Origin of the sequence: Acinetobacter sp. D009 (genome assembly GCF_038562025.1) — a bacterium.
GTDB classification, from domain to species: domain Bacteria; phylum Pseudomonadota; class Gammaproteobacteria; order Pseudomonadales; family Moraxellaceae; genus Acinetobacter; species Acinetobacter pittii.
This window is the reverse complement of the sequence record NZ_CP151886.1, coordinates 528,944-548,783: the sequence shown is the minus strand read 5'-3', so window position 1 is coordinate 548,783 and position 19,840 is coordinate 528,944. Positions and strand designations below refer to the sequence as shown.

The window sequence follows — 19,840 nt, the reverse complement described above, 5'->3', positions numbered from 1 at the left end:
CAATAGGTTTCACGCGCATCTTTAATTCAACCGAAGCTTTTAGCAAATTAAAAACTTGTCCAACAAAAAACCCCTAAGCCGTCAGCTTAGGGGTTTTCGTAGAATCTTACGATTCTGAATATGGTCCCGAGGGTCGGACTCGAACCGACACGTCATCTCTGACAGCGGATTTTGAGTCCGCCGCGTCTACCAATTTCACCACCTCGGGAGAGGAAGTATGTTTGTGTTGCGTATATTAGCGCGTTTGTAAAACTTGTCAAACCCTAAGTGAATATTATCGTTCACTTTTAGATCATTTAAACATTTTTCATGATTTAGGTCAGAAGCACAGCCATAAAAAAGCGAAAAAGTTTATACTAGGCCCAATTTTTGTGGTGTTTTTTCTCAAATATGCAACTGTCTGACTTTTCCTTTGAATTACCTGATGAACTCATTGCCCGTTATCCTCTTGAATCACGTAGTGCTTCACGATTGTTGCACTTAGATTCAAAGGGTCAATATCACGATCACATGTTCACAGACATTATCGATCTGTTCGAAGAGGGTGATTTGTTGGTGCTTAATGACACCAAGGTCATGAAAGCTCGACTTAAAGGAAAACGCTCTACAGGCGGTGCAATTGAGATTTTGGTTGAGCGTATGCTGAACCACACTACAGCGTATTGTCATATCAAATCGAGTAACTCGCCTAAAGCGGGTGCAGAGCTTTTTGTTGGTGCAGATAATATTCCTGTGATTGTACGTGGCCGTCACGAAAATTTATTTGTGGTTGAGTTTTCACAGCCGATCTTGCCTGTTCTTGAGCAATATGGCCAGTTACCTATTCCACCTTACTTTAACCGTGAAGCGGAAGAAATTGACACTGAACGCTATCAAACGGTTTTCCATAATCCTGAAAAAATTGCCAGTGTTGCCGCTCCTACTGCGAGCTTGCACTTTGATGAAGAGTTACTAGCAAAGTTAGAGCAAAAAAATATTCAAAAATCTTTTGTGACTTTACATGTCGGTGCTGGCACCTTTATGCCTGTTCGTACTGATGACATTACCAATCATGTCATGCACAGTGAATGGTGTGATGTTCCTCAAGAAACTATTGATTTAATTTTGGCGACTAAAGCACGCGGCAATAAAGTGATTGCCATTGGTACAACTGCGACACGTGCTTTAGAAAGTGCAGCTCAAGCTCATGGCGGTAAAATTGCAGCTTGGACGGGCGACACACAAATCTTTATCTATCCGGGTTATGAGTTCTGCATCGTAGACCGTTTAATTACCAACTTCCATTTACCAGAGTCTACCCTGCTCATGTTGGTATCAGCGCTATCAAATCGAGACAACATTTTAGCTGCCTACGAACATGCAGTTAAAAGCCGCTATCGTTTCTTTAGCTATGGCGATGCAATGTTGATTGATAAGTTAGAAGCTTAAAAATTAAATTCTGATCGATATTGTTAATCATCTATAATATGGATGCAAATATTTAGCAATATCGATTAGCTTTACCAAGTCGATTATAATTTTTATAAGCCTGAATTTTAGATATTTCCTTCATTAAAATATCTATGCCATAAAACCTATCCTTAGTTTCTCCAATCTTTTTATATAACAGCTACATTTAGTAGTAGAACTACATCGCAGAATCAAGGAAAATAGCCCTCTTTTTAGCAGCGAACTGTTTCTTCGCCTCTGCTCGTGTTCAGGATTTTTAGATGAAGTTTGAAAAATTAGGTCAGTCGGGGCGCGCCCGTCGTGGTCGTTTAACTTTAGAACATGGTGTTGTTGAAACACCTGTTTTTATGCCAGTGGGGACTTACGGCACAGTCAAAGGCATGTTACCTCGTGACATCGAAGACATTCAGGCACAAATTATTTTAGGAAATACATTCCATTTATATTTGCGTCCGGGTCTTGAAGTGATTAAAGAACACGGCGGTTTGCATGACTTTATTAAATGGAATAAGCCAATTTTGACTGACTCTGGCGGTTTCCAGGTTTTTAGTCTTGGCGCAATGCGCAAAATCAAAGAGGAAGGTGTTACTTTCCGCTCACCGATTGATGGTTCAAAAGTATTTTTATCACCTGAAATTTCTATGGAAATTCAGCAGGTCTTGAACTCTGACATCGTGATGATTTTTGATGAATGTACACCTTACCCTGCGACACATGAAGAAGCTCAAAAATCATTGCAGCTTTCTTTACGCTGGGCAAAACGTTGTAAAACTCATCATCATGATGAGCTCAAAAATCACAATGCGTTATTTGGCATTATTCAAGGTGGCATGTATGAAGACTTACGCGATGAGTCTTTAAATGGCCTTTTAGAAATCGGCTTTGACGGTTACGCAATTGGCGGTTTATCTGTAGGTGAACCTAAAGAAGAGATGATCAAAGTTTTAGATTATCTACCGAATAAAATGCCGCATGACAAACCGCGTTATTTGATGGGCGTTGGTAAACCAGAAGATATCGTTGAAGCGGTGCGCCGCGGTGTCGATATGTTTGACTGTGTAATGCCGACTCGTAATGCTCGAAACGGTCATTATTTTGTCACTGATGGTCTGGTACGTATTCGTAATAGCAAATATCGCCATGACCAGAGCCCGCTCGATCCACATTGCGATTGCTACACTTGTAAGAACTTTACCCGTGCTTATCTATTCCACCTTGAAAAATGTGGAGAAATGTTGGCATCTATGCTCGGTACTATTCATAACTTACGTTATTACCAACGTTTAACTGAAGGTATGCGTGATGCATTAGACAATGGCACATTTGATGAATTTGTTCAGGACTTTTATGCCCGTCGTGGTTTAGAAGTTCCACCATGTCCGGTTGATGAATAAGCCAGATTTGCGCTCAACCTCAAGACAAGGTAAATTGCAAAACGAATTAGGATTATGTCAGTTATCTGACTCATATTTTTAACTTTAGGAAATCAAAATGAGCTTTTTAATTTCTGCTGCTCATGCAGCACCGGCAGCTGGCCCAACTAATGGTATTTTGCCAAACATCTTGATGATTGTCGTATTCGTTGCAATCTTTTATTTCTTAATTTGGCGCCCTCAAGCAAAACGTGCTAAAGAACACCGTTCTTTAATCGAGAGCTTAGGTGTTGGTAGTGAAGTTGTTTTCGCTGGTGGTTTAATGGGCAAAGTAACCAAAATTGAAGGTGACTATGCAGTTGTTGAACTTAGCCGTGGTGTAGAAGTAAAAATTCAGCGTGCCAGCGTAATTTCAGTATTACCTGAAGGCACTCTAAATAACCTTTAATCATAAAACAGTCGTGCTTTAGCACGGCTTTTTCATTTAAGAAGAAAGCGAATGCGTTACCCTGCATGGAAATATTTACTGATTCTGGTTGTTCTGGTAATCAGTACATTATACGCACTGCCAAGTCTATATCCGGATGAGCCCGCTGTTCAAATTTCCGGTGCCAAAGCTGGTACCCAAATTGATCAAAGTGTGGTGAAAAAAGCAGAGCAAATTTTAAAAACAGCAAATATTGCGAGCCATGACAATACTTTTACAAATAATGCTGCCCTATTGCGTGTCAGTTCATCTGAAGCACAGTTAAAGGCAAAAGAAGTATTACGTCGTGACTTAGGTGATGAATATGTTGTCGCCCTAAACCTTGCACCAACTACACCGGAATGGCTGCAAAAGATTGGGGCAAAACCAATGAAACTTGGTTTGGACTTACGTGGTGGTGTCCACTTCTTGCTTGAAGTAGATATGGACAAAGCCGTTGCCCAACGTATGGAAACCTCTGCCACCGATTTGCGTCGTCAGTTCCGTGAAAACAAGATCAAATTTAACAGTCTTGCATTAACGAATAATGTGATCACTGTTCAATTTGCTGACAATGCTGACCGTGATGCAGCAATGGATTTTTTACGTCGTAATGGGAATGAATATACCCAACAGGCATTAGCAAGCTCTACAGGTTCTACTTTAAAGCTTACTTATACTGATGTACGTCGCCAAGAAATTCAGTCATATGCGGTAAATCAGAACTTAACAACATTACGTAATCGTATTAACGAACTTGGTGTTGCAGAAGCATTGGTACAAAGTCAGGGTAGCAACCGTATTGTTGTTGAATTACCGGGTGTACAAGATACTGCTGAAGCTAAACGTGTTTTAGGACGTACTGCGAACCTCGAATTCCGTTTAGTTTCTGACTCAAATGATCAATATATTGATCCATATACGGGTAAATATAATGGTCAACCTTTACCTCCGGGCACAGAAGTTTTTGCTTATGAGTCTTTAGATAGCGGCCGTCAACTCTTATTGCAACGTAACCGAATCTTGACTGGTGAGCGTGTTCAAAATGCAAGCTCTGGCTTTAGTCAGGACTCTGGCGGTGCCGAGGTAAATATTACGCTCGACAGTGCTGGCGGTAAGCTAATGTCTGATGCAACCCGTAATGCTGTTGGTAAACGCATGGCGGTATTGTTCATCGAGAACAAGCAAAAAATTAACTATGTAACAGATCCAAAAACTGGTGCACAAACAGAAGTTCGTACGCCATACACTGAATCTGTAGTCATTAACGCAGCAACAGTTCAGGCTGTTTTAGGTTCGACTTTCCGTATTACAGGCTTAAGTTCTCCTCAAGAAGCATCTGAACTTGCATTAATGCTTCGTGCTGGTGCTTTGGCTGCGCCAATGTACTTTGTTGAAGAGCGTGTAGTTGGTCCAAGCCTTGGTCAAGAAAACATTGATAAAGGTGTATTGTCTACTCAAATCGGCTTCTTGCTCGTTGCAATCTGGATGGTAGTCTTCTTCCGTCTATTCGGTTTAATCGCGAACTTTGCACTTGTGTTTAACTTGGCAATGATTTTAACCGTCATGTCATGGATTGGCGCTTCCCTCACCTTACCGGGTATTGCGGGTATCGTTATTACCATTGGTATGGCGGTCGATGCCAACGTATTGATATGTGAGCGTATCCGAGAAGAAATGCTCTGGGGAGCCTCACCCAAACAGGCCATTGTGGCCGGTTATGATCGAGCCTATAACACCATTTTTGACTCGAACTTAACCACGTTCCTCGTTGCATTCATCCTGTTTGCAATTGGTACAGGTCCAATCAAAGGTTTCGCCGTAACATTAATGATCGGTATTATTTGTTCAATGTTTACTGCAATTACAGTAACTCGTGCAATCGTACAAATCATTTATGGCAAACGCCGTAACTTGAAAAAGTTGAGCATTTAAGGAGATCGATGATGACTAAAGTGACTCAACAAGATTCAAAACAATATGGTCGTCCGGATGATTCAAAAATCATCCCGTTCATGAAGATTGCCAAACCTGCGGCAATCTTCTCGATCCTTATTACTTTAGCGAGTATTTTCTTTATTGCGACTAAAGGTCTTAACTTAGGTTTGGACTTTACAGGTGGTGTTTCAGCTGAGCTTAACTATGCTCAACCAGCCAATCAGTCAGAAGTTATTCAGGCGCTCGATAAAGCTGGTTTTAAAGATGCTGTAGTACAAACCTTAGGTAGTAATAAAGACTTACTTGTGCGCATGCCAGTACAAGAAGTTAAGGTTGAAGACCTTAATAACGCGATCACTAAGGCTGTACAATTACCAAATAATGCTGCTGAAGTTCATAAAGTGGACTCTGTAGGTGGTCAGGTTGGTAACGAACTCTATGTTCGTTCTGCTGGCGCGGTTGCACTTGCACTTATCTTAATGTTGATCTACGTAACCATCCGCTTTGAGTTCAAACTCGCGATGGGTGCCGTAATGTCTTTATTCCACGACATCATCATTATTATTGGTGCTTTTGCATTATTCCAATGGCCATTTGACCTTACAGTGTTAGCTGCGGTACTTGCTGTTATTGGTTTCTCGCTTAACGATAACATTGTAGTGTCAGACCGTATTCGTGAAAATTTCCGTAAGATTCGCGGTGCGACTCCTCGTGAAATCGTCGATATTGCGTTAACTGAGACTTTACGTCGTACCATTCATACATCAATGACTTTATTGCTGGTTGTACTAGCAATGATGTTCTTAGGTGGTGATGGCCTACACTGGTTCTCTGTGGCAATGTTTGTTGGTGTATTTGTTGGTACTTATTCTTCGATTTATATCGGTACTGCATTTGCATTATGGCGTGGTCTTAACCGTCAAGACTTCATCGTTCAGGTTAAACCTGAATTTGAGGATGAAATTCCTTAAGCTGTCGAAAACAAGACAAATAAAAAAACCGCGATTCATTCGCGGTTTTTTTATTTGATTCAAAAATTATTTACGGCGTAATGCATCCGAAATAGCTTCAACCAATTGTTGAGAGATTTCTTGTTTAGAGGCTTTCTCTAATTCACGCTTTTTCATGTGATAGCTTTCAGCAAAGAAAACTGTCATCGCATTCTCATCAGAAGCAAACCCAATATCAGCACGAGATACATCGTTGCACGCAATCATATCTAGTTTTTTAGCCACTAGTTTTCCTGCCGCATATTCTTCAACATTTTGCGTTTCGGCTGCAAAGCCCACCATAAATGGACGTTTTTCCTGACCTGCGATTGTTGCCACAATATCCGGATTTTTAACAAGGGAAACATTCAACTCATCCCCTGCTTTTTTAATTTTATGCTCAGCAACTTCTGCTACGCGATAGTCTGCGACTGCGGCAGTGGCAATAAAAATATCGCAGCCTGTTTCTAGTGAACTCATACTGACATCGAGCATTTGTCGTGCTGAGGCAACATTTACACGTTGAACACCATTAGGCGTATCTAAACTTACAGGTCCCGCAATCAGAGTCACTTGCGCGCCAGCAGCATAACAAGCAGCGGCTAAAGCAAAGCCCATTTTTCCAGTACTATGGTTTGAGATATAACGGACAGGGTCAATCGCTTCACGTGTTGGCCCAGCAGTAATAACTACTCGCTTACCTGCCAACAGCCCAAATTTCTCAGCGATGGCACGTTGAGCTTGATGGAAATAGCCAGCGACTTGGCGAGCAATTTCTTCTGGCTCAGGCATACGGCCTAAGCCAACATCACCACAAGCCTGCTCACCCGCATCCGGCATGATCACATGCACGCCATCTTCGACCAAGGTTTGCAAATTACGTTGTGTAGCTTTAGCAGCCCACATTTGCTGGTTCATCGCCGGAGCTACCCAGACAGGAGATTTTGTTGCCAAAAAAACTGTACTGAGCAAGTCATCTGCCAAACCATTCGCAAATTTAGCCAATGTGTCACAGCTTGCAGGTGCGACTAGTAATAAATCAGCCCAACGTGCTAATTCAATATGTCCCATACCCGCTTCAGCCGCAGGGTCTAGAAGTTCAGTATGAACAGGATTACCAGAAAGAGCCTGAAAAGTTAGTGGTGTAATAAATGCCTGAGCACCATGTGTCATCACTACTCGCACGTCAAAGCCATAATCTTTGAGGCGGCGGACTAAGATGGCACTTTTATAGGCAGCAATTCCGCCAGTAACAGCTAAAACAATGTTTTTATGAGGAATAACGCTTAGATCAAAGCTCACGAACAGGATACCTTTCTGTTGCAGTGGCGCTCACAATAGCATTAAATACGCGCAGACCCAAGATTGATTGGGCAAACAAAATAAAATTTTAAGCGAATAATGCTGGGGAATATGAATACTTCTATTAAAAATTGGCCTGAACAAGAACGGCCAAGAGAACGGTTATTACAACAAGGTCCACAAAGTTTATCAGATGCTGAGCTACTCGCGATTTTTCTTCGCTCAGGTTCACGGCAATATTCAGCAGTAGAACTGTCGCGTTTACTCATTCAGCACTTCGGTAATCTTAATGCCGTGTTTGATGCCTCATTTAGTGAGTTAACTCAATTTAATGGCATTGGGGCAACGAAATATTCACAATTACTGGCAGTCAAAGAACTTGGACGGCGTTATCTCGATCATCATTTCCAGACAAATAATCTCAGCCTTCATTCATCAGATCTAGTTTTGGATTATTTGCGCTATGAATTAAAAGGCGAAAAACAAGAGGTCTTTGCGGTTTTGTGTCTAGATCCCGAATTAAGAAAGCTTCATTTTAAAAAGCTATTCTTTGGTTCAGTTCAGCATTGCACAGTTTCGATCAATCTAACCCTACGCTACGCCTTACAGCACCATGCTTGTCAGCTCGTTATTGCACACAATCATCCATTTGGTTCTCCACAACCATCTCCCGAAGACATTACCTTAACTCAGCAACTCGAACAGGCTTGTCAGCTTGTCGAAATTCGTTTGCTTGACCATTTTATTATCTCACCAGAAGGGAGCTTTTCCTTTGCTGAACAACAACTGCTCAACCCAGCAACAATATCAATTCAATGATATTGACAAAGTACTACTAAGCCTAGAATATCAAAACAAAAATAGCGATGTTTAAAATAAAATGATTGTTCGGGAACAGCCTAGTATTTTCAAAGTATTATTCTCTTGGCGAGGCACAATTTTACCCAAAATTTTGCCATCCCTAGGCGTTGTGATGCTGATCTCGGCAATCATTGGTGGAGTCGAATACATCAATCTTTATCGCTTTCCAGAGATTCCTTTGGTTGGCTTCACACTCATTGGTGTCGTACTTTCAATCTTCCTAGGGTTTAAAAATACTGCGTGTTATGACCGTTGGTGGGAGGCCCGAAAATTATGGGGTGTTTTGATTGCAACTTCACGCCATTTTGACCGTGACTGCCGTATTTTAACTCAAGCTCGCCGTGAGCGTGTTATTCAACATGTGATTGTTTTTGCTAATGTATTGCGTGACCGTTTACGTCGTCAGACGGCGAACCCAACTGAGTTGATCCAAACCAGTGGTATGAGTCAGCAAGCACTCACTCAACTCTACCAACAAAATAATGCCCCTCAGTACACGCTCAGTCTCATTCACTGGGAATTGTTGCAGGCACTTAAAGAAGGCGAAATTTCTGACATCATTTATGCACAAATGAATAAGAATGTTGCCGACTTAAGCGTCGTACAAACTGGCTGTGACCGAATTGCCAATACGCCTATTCCATTTGCTTATTCAGTTTTACTTAACCGCACAGTCTATTTTTTCTGTTTTATGTTGCCGTTTAGTCTGGGTTCATTGCTTGGATTGGCAACACCTTTACTCGTCGGAATTTTAGCATACACATTTTTAGGTCTAGATGCGCTAAGCTCTGAAATTGAAGAGCCCTTCGGTACGCAAAGTAATGACTTACCGCTAGATGCTATGGTGCGTAGTATCGAGATTGAACTATTAGGGACTCTCGGTAAACCTACCCCACCACCCATTCAGGCTCAAGATAACAACTTACTGTAAAGAGTTTAAACAAAACGTTCCCAAATCCCATACTGCTTATCAGTGGGTTTAGGTGTATTTCCTAGTTTAATCCATGGCATATTTTCACCATGAAAATCACTGCCAATTGAAACTGCCAACTGATATTGTTCAATCATTCGATCAATCATTTGGCGAGTAGATAGAGGTTCCATTGGTGGAGGTAACTCAATTGCGTCTCCACCTGAAGTCGCGAATAATTCAATTAAATAACGAACATTAGTTGCAGATAAATCATAACGGGTCGGATGTGCTAATACTGCGAACCCTTTACTTTGATGAATCACATCAATGGTTTCTTTTAAGCCTAGTCCTTCAAACTTTACAAAAGCACGTTTTCCTTCTTTTAAGAAACGATCAAATGCTTGTTGAGGACGAGTCACGACATTTTTCTCGACCAATGTTTTAGCAATATGAGTTCTTGTTACCCTATCCGCCTGATTTTCTACTTTGGCAAGAACATCATCATAAATCTGAAAACCAATACATTTTTCTAATAGCTCACAAATCACTTTAGCTCTTTGCGCTCTAATTCTTTTTTGTTGTTCTAATGCTTCTAAAATTGGTGCTTCATCTTGCATATTTAAAGCAACAATATGTACACCATAACTCTTCTTAGTGGTTGGGCGCGACCATTGACTAGAAATCTCTGCGCCAGAAATAATATTTAAATCATGGCCTTGTGCAGCAATTTTTGCACGCTGCAACCCATCCATTGTATCGTGGTCAGTCAAAGCCAACGTATGCAAGTTCACATCAATAGCAGCTTGCACCAGCAATTCCGGAGACAAAGTTCCATCAGAAATATTGCTATGTGTATGTAAATCTATGCCTTGCATCTTTTATACTATGCCATTCGCCAAACCTGATCAGATACTCTAACATGAAAGCACTTCTGGACTTTGTTCCATTAATTATTTTCTTCTATTTATATAAAACAGTTGATCCAACTGACACCCAGCATCCTTTACTGAAACTGATCGGGTCTGCTGGTGGTGCCGATAATAATAATATTCTTGTAGCGACGACTGGCTTAATTATTTCAATGCTTGTGGTATATGGTGCCCTATTCGTTTTCCAAAAATTCCGTCTTGACAAACAACAGTGGTTTGTATTGTTTATGACTGTAATTTTTGGTGGTATCACCCTCATGTTAAGTGACGATTTCTATATTCGTCTTAAAGCTGCGATTTTAAATTTAGTTTTTGCAGGCGCATTCTTGGTTTCACCTTGGTTTGGTAAAGACCGTAAACCACTCATTCAACGCTTATTTGACCCGATTTTAGATTTGAGTGAAAAAGGTTGGAAAAACCTCAATTTTGCTTGGGCTGCGATGTTTGTTGTGATGTCTTGTCTGCATGTATTCTTCGCATTTTTATTTCACGGTGGAAAATATTGGGGCGAATTTACTGCATTTGGTGACATGATCGTGATGTTTTCATTTATCATTATTCAGTTCATTATTTTACGCAAACATTTTAAGTCACCAGACGCTTAAAGTGCTTCCAGATTGATTATAGAGATACGATTACATGCCTTTTTTTGTTCTAAGCTGTACCGATAACGAAGGAACTTTAGAAAAACGCTTGGCAGTACGCCCTCAGCATATCGAACGCTTACAAAAACTCGATGATGAAGGCCGCCTTGTTACAGCGGGTGCTATGCCAAAAGATCCTAATGATCCGCAAGCAGGCTTCTATGGTAGCACCATGATTGTTGAATTCGACAGTCGCGAAGCATTAGATGAATGGTTAAAAGAAGAACCATTTCTTAAAGAAGGCATTTATGCTCACGTTGATGTAAAACCGTTTAATAAAGCATTTCCAAAAGGGTAATCGCATGCAGCTTGCAATCAAAAGCTTTCTTGGCTTGTGTTTGATATGTTCAACTGCTGGAGCAGTTGAACCTGCTGCGACACCAGCAACTCCTTCCCCAAGTGCGCCTTCAACTCAAGCCGCTAAACCAGCTCCAACATCTACAACTGGAGTCAAAACAGTAGCGACGACGGCACCAACTGCAACACAACCACTTACAGCAGAACAGCTCGCAAAGAACAAGCAACAGCAAGACGCAAAAATCAAAGCCTTAGTCCAAGATCAAGCATCTCGCTTAAAACAGCTAGAACATGCCAACCTTGAAGCGCTAGCCCAGAACCAAGAGTTACAGCTAAAAAATGATAATCTCTCTGTTCAGGTTCAAGTCTTACAAAGCGAACGAAGTGCGCAAATGTTTTTATATGGCGCTGTTACCTTAGCGGGTGGTGTATTGCTAGGTTTCTTTATTGCTAGTTATATTCATACAAAACGTCGACGCCAGTGGTAATACCAAGCGATCTATTAAATTCAATGAACGTATCAAACTGTATCCAAACAGCAGAGCTGGACTGGGAATTTGTCGATGGTATCGAGATTCCCATTTCTAAACAATTTGGTGATGTCTACTTTTCTAAAGATAATGGCCTACTTGAAACACGACATGTTTTTCTAAATGGTAATGACTTATCAGAACGATTAGCCAATTTAAAAGATTTTGAATATTTCAGTGTAGGAGAAACTGGTTTTGGTACAGGTTTAAATATTCTTGCACTCTGGCAACTTTGGCAGCAAGTTCGTCCTGATAATCAAAGTCATTTACATGCAATTAGCATAGAAAAATTTCCATTAAGTAAAGCTGATCTTATTCGCGCTTTAAATGTCTGGGATGAACTTAAACCGCTTGCAGAGCAGTTAATTGAACAATATCCCCTGCCTATTGCCGGATGTCATCGTTTAACTTTCCCTAAAGAACGTTTTAGTATCGATTTATGGCTTGGAGATGCGCAAGAAATTTTTCCAAGCATGGCTAAAACTAAAGCTGTGAATGCCTGGTTTTTAGATGGCTTTGCACCGTCTTGCAACCCAGACATGTGGGAACAAAATGTTTTAAACAATATTGTCCGTCTTTCAAGTTATGGCACTACATTTGCCTCTTTTAGTGTTGCTGGCATTCTAAAACGTGGACTAAAAGCACATGGTATTGATATTTCTCGTCCACGTGGTTTTGGCCATAAACGAGAAATGCTCAAAGCAGTCTGGAATCTGCCTGAATCTGATGAAGGTTCCACAGAATTAGGGCAAACTCACGCATTGGCTACAGAGCAACAGCATATTGCGATTATAGGGGCTGGTGTAGCAGGTTTAAGTACGGCGTGGGCATTTGCAGCACGTGGCCACCAAGTGACCTTATACGAGCAAACCAATGCATTATCGGGTGCCTCTGGAAATCCTTTGGCATTACTTAATCCGAAACTATGCCCAATTGAACAAAGTCATGAACATCTCATGACCTTAAGTTGGCAACATGCTTTAAATTTTTATAAAAATTTTAATGCATTCCGTTCACTTCAAATTCAACAAATTGCTTTGAAAAATACAGAAGAACTTCTCGATTTGGTAAATCAGTATCCAGCAGAAGTTGTTACCCACTCAACAAACTCACTTGAAACTGCATATTCTAGTATTTCACTAACCGAAGCGGGTTCCGTTTCACCACATCAATTACGTGATGAAATTTTGCAGCATCCATGTATCAATCTCAAAATTGCCCATGTCACAGCACTTGTTTCTTGTGAAAGTAAAGTTCAATTGCAAACCAATAATCAAGTTATTGCAGAAGCAGATCATGTCGTTGTGTGCTGTGCTCGAGAAAGTGCTGCCTTATTTGACAGCTATCCGCAGTTAAAACCAATACGTGGACAAGTGAGCTGGGTTGATAATACGTTTGCCCCTTTACCTTTAAATGAAGCGTATAGCTATGGCGGCTATTGCATGCAACTTGATGCTTCACAGATGATTTTGGGTGCGTCTTTCTACCCAAATCGTGAAGACCAAGATGTACTTCCCGAAGACCATGTGCATAACTTTGAATTAATCCACAGTGTGTTCCCTGAATATGCTGAAAAGTTACCATCACCTTCGGCATGGCAAGGACGTGCATCTATACGGGCACAAAGCTTGGATTATTTTCCTCTGGTTGGAAAAATGCAGGACAATAGCCGAATTGCTACTTTTGCTGGGCTTGGCTCTAAAGGTTTCTTATTTGCCCCGCTGTGCAGTGAAATCTTAGTTGCTCAAATATTAGGAGAAGCTTGTCCAGTACCAGACCGCTTATTACAAAAATTGAATCCTCAACGGTTCCAAAAGAAAGTGAAACCTAAAAAGCCTTATTTTAAACCGTAATAATTCACTTCAATAAAAAAGCACCCGAAGGTGCTTTTTTTTATGCGCCTTGCTCTAGAGGCAAGCCAGCATCACGAGCTGCACGTGTCCCGCCCATCAGCACGACATATTCACGCGAGGCATCCAATCCTTCTAGTTTCTCAGCTGCACGAGGAGCTTTGCTACCACCACCACATAAAATATAAATCGGCTGACCCGCAGAGACCTGGTTCAAAATATCAGCATTCAAATCATTAATTGGGCGATTCACCGCACCTTTAACATGCCCTTCTGCATAAGCATTAGTATCACGGACATCCCAGATAACAGCATTTTCTGGGAATTCAAATGTTGTAATTTCTTGTTTACGGATCATTGTGCACTCCTTTGATGTAAACAACACTTGGCAAATGAAGAAAACCCTCTTAGCATCTCAAATATTCTTTCACTTTGTAAAGGTCTAAACTATGCCTTCTTTCGATATTGTCTCTGAATTAGAGTTATTTGAAGTTAATCATGCTGTACAAAACACACAAAAAGAGATTGCAACACGCTTTGACTTCCGTGGTCACGATGTTTCTATCGAATTAAATGAAAAAAATAAAGAAATCAAAATCAGTACCGAAAGTGATTTCCAGTGTGAACAAGTTTATAACATGTTAGAAAATCATTTTTATAAACGTAAAATTGATGTTCAAGCACTTGATCCACAAAAAGCTGCGGCTTCAGGCAAAAACTTTGTACAAGTCATTAAACTTAAAGATGGTCTTGACTCTGATACTGCAAAAAAAATTAATAAAGCCATTAAAGAAAGTGGCGTTAAAGTGCAATCTTCTATTCAAGGCGACAAAATTCGTGTGACTGATAAAAAGCGTGACACCTTACAACAAGTCATGACTTTTTTACGTGAACAACAATTCGGTGTGCCATTACAGTTTAATAACTTTAAAGATTAATATCTTGTCGGCCATTTAAAGCTAAGGTAATCCCATGTCTCAATCCAATCGTCTATCAAAACTGGTAAAAGCAACTTCAAAATTCCCTAAAGGTATTCGGAGCACGCTTTGGAGCAAGGCGTTTGGCCGTATCGTACCAATGGTGGGTACAGCAAATATCCGCTATCTAGAAGTAGACTCAAACCACGTTACTGTCCGTTTAGATAACCAAAAAAATATGCAAAATCATATTAAAGGAGTGCATGCTGCGGCTATGGCTCTTTTAGCAGAAACTGCAACAGGTTTTCTAACTGGTTTACATATTCCTGATAATCGTATTTTATTAATCAAATCATTACATGTAGATTATTTAAAAGTGGTTGAAGGCGGTTTGACTGCTACAGCAACATTGTCTGCTGAACAACAAAAGTTTATTGCAGATAATGAAAAAGGTGAACTTGTGATTCCTGTTACTGTGATTGATGACGCAGGCAATGAACCAATTCAATGTCAAATGCTCTGGGCATGGTTACCTAAACGTAAGAAATAATAACTAATCTAAAGTATTTTTAGACGGTTATTTACCTCAAGATATAAAACTAATATTTTGTATCTTGAGGTTAAAAATGAAAAAAATATTAATTCTTTCCTCTTTATTTACCAGTTTAATATTTACAATTATAAGTTCTCACGCGACTGAACCCAGCATTAAAACCAGTAAAGTAACTTCGGCTAAATCAGAAGCTATTGATAAAGTAAGTGCTCAAAACAAAAGAATAGTGACCGACTTCTATGAAGGTGTCTTTTTAAAACATAAAGTCAAAGAATATGCAGACCGCTATATTGGTCAACAATACATTCAGCACAATCCTAATGTGCCAGATGGTAAAGCACCTTTCGTTAATTTCTTCACTGAAAAATTCCAAAAGAATCCTCAAGCTAAAAATGAGATTAAACGTGCGATTGCTGAAGGCAATCTTGTCGTTTTACATGTCCATTCGACTGAAAATGAAAAAGATCGAGGAAGAGCAATTGTTGATATATTCCGTGTTGAAAATGGAAAAATCGTAGAGCATTGGGATGTGATACAAAATATTCCTGAGCAAAGCAAAAATACAAATACGATGTTTTAATTTCTAAAAACTAGTTTTTCTTTTGAATAAAAATTAAAGCCTGAATACTAAGATTCAGGCTTTCTGATTCTTATTGAGTTTCCAAAAACTTCTGTTTCGCTTCTTCAGGTATTTGACGCTTATTACCTTTTACATCTACTGCTACAAAGGTAAAAACTCCTTCAGTAATGCGTATTGGTTCACGAGAGTCATCATGACTATCCCAAACTTCAATTTGCATCTGAATAGAAGTATTTCCAACTTTTAAGATCTTGGTATAGCAGCTAATGACAAAGCCAACTTTTACCGGAACCAAAAAGGTCATTTGATTAATAGAAATCGTAGCACAGCGACCACGACTGAAACGTTCTGCGTGAATTGCTCCAGCCAAGTCCATTTGTGACACAATCCATCCACCAAATACATCACCACTCCAGTTTGTATCTGCTGGCATGGCAATCGTTTGTAAGGATAAAATTCCTTCTGGTTTGGTATAAGCTTCTGACACCTTAGCTCCCGAAATTCGTTTGAAGTTGTTGATCGAGCCACTGCTGCAATTCAGGCGCACGTAATGCACCGCTAATACGCGCGACCTCTGTCGTTTTATTCATTAAGACAAGTGTCGGAATACTTCTCACATGAAAAGCTTGGCTCAAGCGAGGAGATTCTTCGGTATCAATCTTGGCAAAAATAACGCCTGGATTCTGTTTTGCGACCTGCGCAAAATGTGGAGCCATCATTTTACAGGGTCCACACCATTCTGCCCATAAATCTATAAGAATAGGTAGATCACTATTCGTGATGTAGTTACTAAAATTTTGCTCATTTAGCTCAATAGGTGCAAGCGGTAGTAATGGCTGATGACATTGCCCACAGCTTGGTTGCTCTGGAAGTTTTTCTTCCGGAACTCGGTTTTTAGCACCACACGATGCACATACAATAATCATTTACATCACTCCTATATGCTGATGTAAAAATTCTAATTGGGCTGTCACTGCTTTTTCAAACCATGAACCGTGATAGATATCAAAATGTTTCATATCCCATTCATGATAACTCACAAAAGGCGCAATATTTGTCGCAGCTTCACGGCTTGACTCAATAGGAATAAGCGAATCTTTTTGAGCAGCAATAAATAAAACAGGAATATTAATCTGGCGCACAACTTGGATTGGACGGTATCGCATCAGATTAAAAAAGACACGAGCAGGAACTTCCCCACTCCAATAATAATCAGGATTTACAATCGATAAATAGCCATAATAACTATCAGCCGTAGGCATAAAGCATAAGTTATGTTGATCAACAACAGGTAATCTCTTTGGATTAAGCCCCATCTTTGATCCCATATAATCCTGACTCGATAGCTTTAATGCTTGGGGATAGCGCTGCAAAGGATAGAGCTTGGCAGTTTCAGCACCATCTACATAAGGAATTTGTACTAAAACTGCTTGAATATTCTTTAACTCAGAAGCTAGGCTTAGCGCATATCCCCCACTTAAAGAAGTTCCCCAAAGCACAATCCTTCGGTTATCTACAAGTTTACAAGTCGAAGCATACTGAATCACCGTCTTCCAATCTTCTAATTGTGAATTGATGGAGACCATTTCTCTAGGCTTGCCAGTACTTCCGCCCCAATATCTGTAATCAAATAAAATAACAGCGTAACCTGCTTGTGCAAATCGCTGGGCATACTGAATAAGTTTAAATTGACGCAATCCGGCAAAACCATGCGCCATGATAATTACCGCAGATTTATTATTTGTTTTTGGAATATAAAAGTCAGCTGCGATCATTTCCTGATCACATGGAACATATAAAGGCTCAACCGTATAAGCGTGCATATGTGCTCCGTGGCATTATGGTCGAAGTAATGAATTTACAAAAAACATCCTGATCGCCTTTTAAAAAATCTAGAGCTGTTCTATGACATAAGTTTTATCTATGTAGGAACAACGTTTTAGTGTCTTGTATCTCAGGTTAAGCTTAATGCTATGATACAGCATAAGAGGTTTTGTTAAATTTTGGAGTGACGAAATGTCAGATAATGTTGGTTTCGCAGGTCAAATTGGTCCAGAACACGTTGGCCAAGTTGTAGAAAAAGGATTTAAATCTATTATTAATAACCGACCAGATATGGAAGGCGGCCCAGAACAACCTACAAGCGCTCAGATTGAAGAAGCAGCACGTCAAGTAGGCTTAGACTATGTTTATCAACCTGTTGTAGCTGGACAAATTACTGAACTAGATGTACGTACTTTTGCTAATCATTATAATGAATTGCCAAAACCTGTGCTGATGTTCTGCCGCACAGGAAACCGTTCAAACAACCTATATCAATTAGCAAAACAAATGGATTTATTAGACGATTAAATTATTGAATGAGCCAACGAGAAGCTCTATTTTTCCTAAAAAGTAGAGCTTTTATTAATAAAAAGAAAATATACAACTGTATCAATTCAACAGATATATAAATAATTTTCAGCTAAAGTATTAAAATCACATTAAATTTCTCAGTTCTCTTATGAATAAACTTATATTTTTATTGGTCAGTTGTCTTATTCTTAGTGCATGCTCATCTATGCAGGTCCGACCTACCGTAGGAGTTAGTATGGGAACACAACTCTAAAAAAAGAAGCAGCTTAAATGCTGCTTCTTTTTATATTAATTACCATTTGAACAATTTGGATCTATTCCATATGGGCTTTCTATATTTGGCCCATTAAGATCAGTAAGATTAACATCTTTCGATAAATAACCTAAAGTTAAAGATGTAGATCCTTTAATTAAACTTCCCGAAACTGTAGATTTAGCAGTTAACTGAACAGTTAACCATGATGCATAAATTTTAGGATATTGAATTTTAAGATCAAAACGTCCATTTGCATCTGTCGTATATTTATTATTGGTTGCAGCGGTACCTGCACTGTTGATATACGATACAACTTGGACTGTAGAATTTTCTTTAAGCGGCTTTAATTGATTAATAACGTCCCCATTCACATTTACAGCTTGGACTGGTGATGTACAGGCTGTTCTAATAACAGGAAGATATTCATCTGGTTTACCATCAGTTGGATTAGAAGTATCAACAAACCCATATCGCCCCTTATAATACGCAAGAGCATTAACGCCCATGACTACATCTTGATTGGGTATCGGTTTACCATCCACATCAGTCACTTGTACTGAAATATTTTTATAGTAGTAGACTCCATCACTTGAATCTTCCATTGTGGTCGGATTATATGCTACGGCAATAGCGCCTACTGCTACTGGTACATCAGAATTAACCACGTCAAGTTTATAAGTATAAATTTTTGTAGATTGGCCAAAGTTTGCTTCTAAAACAAGATCATCTGTTACGAACTGAGCAGCACTATATGATGAAGTTCTTTGATTTTCACTAAAAGATAAAGTATAGGTGATCTGACCATTTGCATCAGTTTGTGTCGAATTAGGAGTAAATTTGACACCATTTAAAACCGAATTTTTAACTTTAAGTGTAATCGCTTGGTTTGCTAAAGTTGCACCATTTGCATCTACAGCTGTTAATGTGACGGTTGTCTGATCACCTCTAACATTTAGAGAGGTTTTTGTAGCATCAAACAATACAATACTCGTAGTATCAGCTTCGACAGTACTGTTGCTACCTGTTACTGTCACTGTCTGTTCTTGAGTAAGTGTACCATTATTCGTAGAGACTTTTAATTTAAAACCATTTTTCACCAACTCATTTATCGAACTCGATGTTTTTGGTGTTTTTATAATGTATATAGCATTACCTGCCGCATCAGTAGTTTGAGTAGATACGCCTTCTATAGATACGTTATTTGTTGGATCATCTAATTCCAAAGTGACATTAGCACCAGCAACACCGCCTTTATTCTTATCTAAAGCTCTAACAGTAACAGTTAAAGTATCATTCGTTGCAGCAACTGATAATTTATCTAGTTCTATCTTTAAAGCTGTAGCAGTCGCTTGCTGAGATCCGCTATTATTACTTCCAGATGATGAGTTACTATTTGATGAACCATTTTGGTAATAGCCATCACCGCCTCCCCCGCCACAACTTGCTAACATAATTGACACAGCAATAGCCGACAACTTTAAGGTAAGTTGTTTTTTATACATACTTTTCATTTCCCCAATCTTTCCTAAAGGTATAAGATTTTTTAATTATTTATATTATTAGTGTAATCATATTCACCATACTCTGTAAACATAAATTACATTGTGTTTTATTATGTAACTTATTAAGTGAAAAACT

22 protein-coding genes and 1 tRNA gene are annotated in these 19,840 nt (G+C 39.5%); 15 read left to right on the top strand and 8 right to left on the bottom strand.

Features of this window, described 5'->3' with window-relative positions; genetic code table 11:
• Nucleotides 1-121: 121 nt before the first annotated feature.
• Nucleotides 122-208: transfer RNA gene (locus tag AAC388_RS02740), tRNA-Leu, on the bottom strand.
• A gap of 182 nt (nt 209-390) precedes the next feature.
• Between AAC388_RS02740 and queA the strand changes: the two genes are divergently transcribed.
• The 5 genes from queA to secF all read left to right on the top strand — a co-directional run bounded on the left by queA (nt 391) and on the right by secF (nt 6,197).
• Nucleotides 391-1,428 (top strand): tRNA preQ1(34) S-adenosylmethionine ribosyltransferase-isomerase QueA, encoded by a 1,038-nt coding sequence (gene queA / locus AAC388_RS02735; protein ID WP_086399628.1) that lies wholly within the window; start codon nt 391-393, stop codon nt 1,426-1,428.
• A gap of 281 nt (nt 1,429-1,709) precedes the next feature.
• Nucleotides 1,710-2,843, top strand: coding sequence for a tRNA guanosine(34) transglycosylase Tgt (gene tgt, locus AAC388_RS02730; protein WP_002116306.1), 1,134 nt, complete (start codon nt 1,710-1,712; stop codon nt 2,841-2,843).
• 97 nt (nt 2,844-2,940) lie between these two features.
• Nucleotides 2,941-3,270 (top strand): preprotein translocase subunit YajC, encoded by a 330-nt coding sequence (gene yajC / locus AAC388_RS02725; protein ID WP_002116168.1) that lies wholly within the window; start codon nt 2,941-2,943, stop codon nt 3,268-3,270.
• Between the two features lie 51 nt (nt 3,271-3,321).
• Entirely contained in the window at nt 3,322-5,223 is a 1,902-nt protein-coding gene (gene secD / locus AAC388_RS02720) for a protein translocase subunit SecD (protein ID WP_224992644.1), read from the top strand.
• A gap of 8 nt (nt 5,224-5,231) precedes the next feature.
• A complete protein-coding gene (gene secF / locus AAC388_RS02715; RefSeq protein WP_224992643.1) occupies nt 5,232-6,197 on the top strand; it encodes a protein translocase subunit SecF in 966 nt (321 codons plus the stop codon).
• Nucleotides 6,198-6,263: 66 nt separating this feature from the next.
• Here the strand turns inward: secF and coaBC are convergent, their stop codons facing one another.
• Nucleotides 6,264-7,517 carry a bifunctional phosphopantothenoylcysteine decarboxylase/phosphopantothenate--cysteine ligase CoaBC gene (gene coaBC, locus AAC388_RS02710; RefSeq protein ID WP_002116235.1) on the bottom strand — a complete coding sequence of 418 codons (1,254 nt, stop codon included), beginning with the start codon at nt 7,515-7,517 and terminating at the stop codon, nt 6,264-6,266.
• Nucleotides 7,518-7,616: 99 nt separating this feature from the next.
• On the opposite strand from coaBC, the gene radC reads away from it, so the two are divergent.
• Both radC and AAC388_RS02700 read left to right on the top strand, forming a co-directional pair.
• Nucleotides 7,617-8,336: a DNA repair protein RadC gene (gene radC / locus AAC388_RS02705; protein WP_342371151.1), complete on the top strand. Its 720-nt coding sequence runs from the start codon at nt 7,617-7,619 to the stop codon at nt 8,334-8,336.
• Nucleotides 8,337-8,397: 61 nt separating this feature from the next.
• Entirely contained in the window at nt 8,398-9,309 is a 912-nt protein-coding gene (locus AAC388_RS02700; protein ID WP_005064169.1) for a bestrophin family protein, read from the top strand.
• 5 nt (nt 9,310-9,314) lie between these two features.
• Here AAC388_RS02700 and AAC388_RS02695 read toward each other — a convergent pair whose 3' ends face one another.
• Complete coding sequence (locus AAC388_RS02695) at nt 9,315-10,166, bottom strand: PHP domain-containing protein (protein ID WP_206218996.1); 852 nt, start codon at nt 10,164-10,166, stop codon at nt 9,315-9,317.
• Between the two features lie 44 nt (nt 10,167-10,210).
• On the opposite strand from AAC388_RS02695, the gene AAC388_RS02690 reads away from it, so the two are divergent.
• The 4 genes from AAC388_RS02690 to mnmC are packed head-to-tail and all read left to right on the top strand — an operon-like array spanning nt 10,211 to nt 13,544.
• Complete coding sequence (locus AAC388_RS02690) at nt 10,211-10,825, top strand: septation protein IspZ (RefSeq protein ID WP_005064166.1); 615 nt, start codon at nt 10,211-10,213, stop codon at nt 10,823-10,825.
• 34 nt (nt 10,826-10,859) lie between these two features.
• Entirely contained in the window at nt 10,860-11,162 is a 303-nt protein-coding gene (locus AAC388_RS02685) for a YciI family protein (RefSeq protein WP_002116400.1), read from the top strand.
• A 4-nt stretch (nt 11,163-11,166) separates the two neighbouring features.
• The gene (locus AAC388_RS02680; protein WP_005064163.1) at nt 11,167-11,649 is read left to right on the top strand and encodes a hypothetical protein; all 483 of its coding nucleotides are present in this window, start codon (nt 11,167-11,169) and stop codon (nt 11,647-11,649) included.
• Between the two features lie 23 nt (nt 11,650-11,672).
• A complete protein-coding gene (gene mnmC / locus AAC388_RS02675) occupies nt 11,673-13,544 on the top strand; it encodes an FAD-dependent 5-carboxymethylaminomethyl-2-thiouridine(34) oxidoreductase MnmC (RefSeq protein ID WP_342371150.1) in 1,872 nt (623 codons plus the stop codon).
• A 40-nt stretch (nt 13,545-13,584) separates the two neighbouring features.
• Here mnmC and AAC388_RS02670 read toward each other — a convergent pair whose 3' ends face one another.
• Nucleotides 13,585-13,899 carry a rhodanese-like domain-containing protein gene (locus tag AAC388_RS02670; protein WP_002116171.1) on the bottom strand — a complete coding sequence of 105 codons (315 nt, stop codon included), beginning with the start codon at nt 13,897-13,899 and terminating at the stop codon, nt 13,585-13,587.
• Between the two features lie 91 nt (nt 13,900-13,990).
• Here AAC388_RS02670 and AAC388_RS02665 point away from each other — a divergent pair, with 91 nt between their 5' ends.
• The 3 genes from AAC388_RS02665 (at nt 13,991) to AAC388_RS02655 (ending at nt 15,591) form a co-directional block, all read left to right on the top strand.
• Nucleotides 13,991-14,479: a YajQ family cyclic di-GMP-binding protein gene (locus AAC388_RS02665; protein WP_002051423.1), complete on the top strand. Its 489-nt coding sequence runs from the start codon at nt 13,991-13,993 to the stop codon at nt 14,477-14,479.
• Nucleotides 14,480-14,513: 34 nt separating this feature from the next.
• Nucleotides 14,514-15,008, top strand: a complete 495-nt coding sequence (locus AAC388_RS02660; protein ID WP_005804736.1) for a DUF4442 domain-containing protein — start codon at nt 14,514-14,516, stop codon at nt 15,006-15,008.
• A gap of 76 nt (nt 15,009-15,084) precedes the next feature.
• Nucleotides 15,085-15,591: an ester cyclase gene (locus AAC388_RS02655; protein ID WP_075383768.1), complete on the top strand. Its 507-nt coding sequence runs from the start codon at nt 15,085-15,087 to the stop codon at nt 15,589-15,591.
• 70 nt (nt 15,592-15,661) lie between these two features.
• Here the strand turns inward: AAC388_RS02655 and AAC388_RS02650 are convergent, their stop codons facing one another.
• Genes AAC388_RS02650 through AAC388_RS02640 form a run of 3 tightly spaced genes read right to left on the bottom strand, consistent with a single transcriptional unit; the run spans nt 15,662 to nt 17,414 of the window.
• Nucleotides 15,662-16,078 carry an acyl-CoA thioesterase gene (locus tag AAC388_RS02650; protein WP_002116010.1) on the bottom strand — a complete coding sequence of 139 codons (417 nt, stop codon included), beginning with the start codon at nt 16,076-16,078 and terminating at the stop codon, nt 15,662-15,664.
• 1 nt (nt 16,079) lies between these two features.
• The gene (trxC, locus tag AAC388_RS02645) at nt 16,080-16,517 is read right to left on the bottom strand and encodes a thioredoxin TrxC (RefSeq protein ID WP_003655112.1); all 438 of its coding nucleotides are present in this window, start codon (nt 16,515-16,517) and stop codon (nt 16,080-16,082) included.
• Nucleotides 16,518-17,414 carry an alpha/beta hydrolase gene (locus tag AAC388_RS02640; protein ID WP_342371149.1) on the bottom strand — a complete coding sequence of 299 codons (897 nt, stop codon included), beginning with the start codon at nt 17,412-17,414 and terminating at the stop codon, nt 16,518-16,520.
• 193 nt (nt 17,415-17,607) lie between these two features.
• Between AAC388_RS02640 and AAC388_RS02635 the strand changes: the two genes are divergently transcribed.
• On the top strand, nt 17,608-17,943 hold the full coding sequence (locus AAC388_RS02635) for a TIGR01244 family sulfur transferase (RefSeq protein WP_002116083.1): 336 nt from the start codon (nt 17,608-17,610) through the stop codon (nt 17,941-17,943).
• Between the two features lie 291 nt (nt 17,944-18,234).
• Here the strand turns inward: AAC388_RS02635 and AAC388_RS02630 are convergent, their stop codons facing one another.
• Entirely contained in the window at nt 18,235-19,713 is a 1,479-nt protein-coding gene (locus AAC388_RS02630; protein ID WP_032037041.1) for an Ig-like domain-containing protein, read from the bottom strand.
• Nucleotides 19,714-19,840 lie beyond the last annotated feature (127 nt).

Excerpts from the sequence above, each read along its gene's own strand:
- AAC388_RS02695 (WP_206218996.1), bottom strand. The coding sequence starts at position 10,166 with ATGCAAGGCATAGATTTACATACACATAGCAATATTTCTGATGGAACT.
- AAC388_RS02680 (WP_005064163.1), top strand. The coding sequence starts at position 11,167 with ATGCAGCTTGCAATCAAAAGCTTTCTTGGCTTGTGTTTGATATGTTCA.
- yajC (WP_002116168.1), top strand. The coding sequence starts at position 2,941 with ATGAGCTTTTTAATTTCTGCTGCTCATGCAGCACCGGCAGCTGGCCCA.
- AAC388_RS02685 (WP_002116400.1), top strand. The coding sequence starts at position 10,860 with ATGCCTTTTTTTGTTCTAAGCTGTACCGATAACGAAGGAACTTTAGAA.
- queA (WP_086399628.1), top strand. The coding sequence starts at position 391 with ATGCAACTGTCTGACTTTTCCTTTGAATTACCTGATGAACTCATTGCC.
- mnmC (WP_342371150.1), top strand. The coding sequence starts at position 11,673 with ATGAACGTATCAAACTGTATCCAAACAGCAGAGCTGGACTGGGAATTT.
- radC (WP_342371151.1), top strand. The coding sequence starts at position 7,617 with ATGCTGGGGAATATGAATACTTCTATTAAAAATTGGCCTGAACAAGAA.
- AAC388_RS02665 (WP_002051423.1), top strand. The coding sequence starts at position 13,991 with ATGCCTTCTTTCGATATTGTCTCTGAATTAGAGTTATTTGAAGTTAAT.
- AAC388_RS02700 (WP_005064169.1), top strand. The coding sequence starts at position 8,398 with ATGATTGTTCGGGAACAGCCTAGTATTTTCAAAGTATTATTCTCTTGG.
- trxC (WP_003655112.1), bottom strand. The coding sequence starts at position 16,517 with ATGATTATTGTATGTGCATCGTGTGGTGCTAAAAACCGAGTTCCGGAA.
- secF (WP_224992643.1), top strand. The coding sequence starts at position 5,232 with ATGATGACTAAAGTGACTCAACAAGATTCAAAACAATATGGTCGTCCG.
- AAC388_RS02660 (WP_005804736.1), top strand. The coding sequence starts at position 14,514 with ATGTCTCAATCCAATCGTCTATCAAAACTGGTAAAAGCAACTTCAAAA.
- AAC388_RS02690 (WP_005064166.1), top strand. The coding sequence starts at position 10,211 with ATGAAAGCACTTCTGGACTTTGTTCCATTAATTATTTTCTTCTATTTA.
- AAC388_RS02640 (WP_342371149.1), bottom strand. The coding sequence starts at position 17,414 with ATGCACGCTTATACGGTTGAGCCTTTATATGTTCCATGTGATCAGGAA.
- tgt (WP_002116306.1), top strand. The coding sequence starts at position 1,710 with ATGAAGTTTGAAAAATTAGGTCAGTCGGGGCGCGCCCGTCGTGGTCGT.
- AAC388_RS02635 (WP_002116083.1), top strand. The coding sequence starts at position 17,608 with ATGTCAGATAATGTTGGTTTCGCAGGTCAAATTGGTCCAGAACACGTT.
- AAC388_RS02655 (WP_075383768.1), top strand. The coding sequence starts at position 15,085 with ATGAAAAAAATATTAATTCTTTCCTCTTTATTTACCAGTTTAATATTT.
- secD (WP_224992644.1), top strand. The coding sequence starts at position 3,322 with ATGCGTTACCCTGCATGGAAATATTTACTGATTCTGGTTGTTCTGGTA.
- AAC388_RS02630 (WP_032037041.1), bottom strand. The coding sequence starts at position 19,713 with ATGAAAAGTATGTATAAAAAACAACTTACCTTAAAGTTGTCGGCTATT.
- AAC388_RS02670 (WP_002116171.1), bottom strand. The coding sequence starts at position 13,899 with ATGATCCGTAAACAAGAAATTACAACATTTGAATTCCCAGAAAATGCT.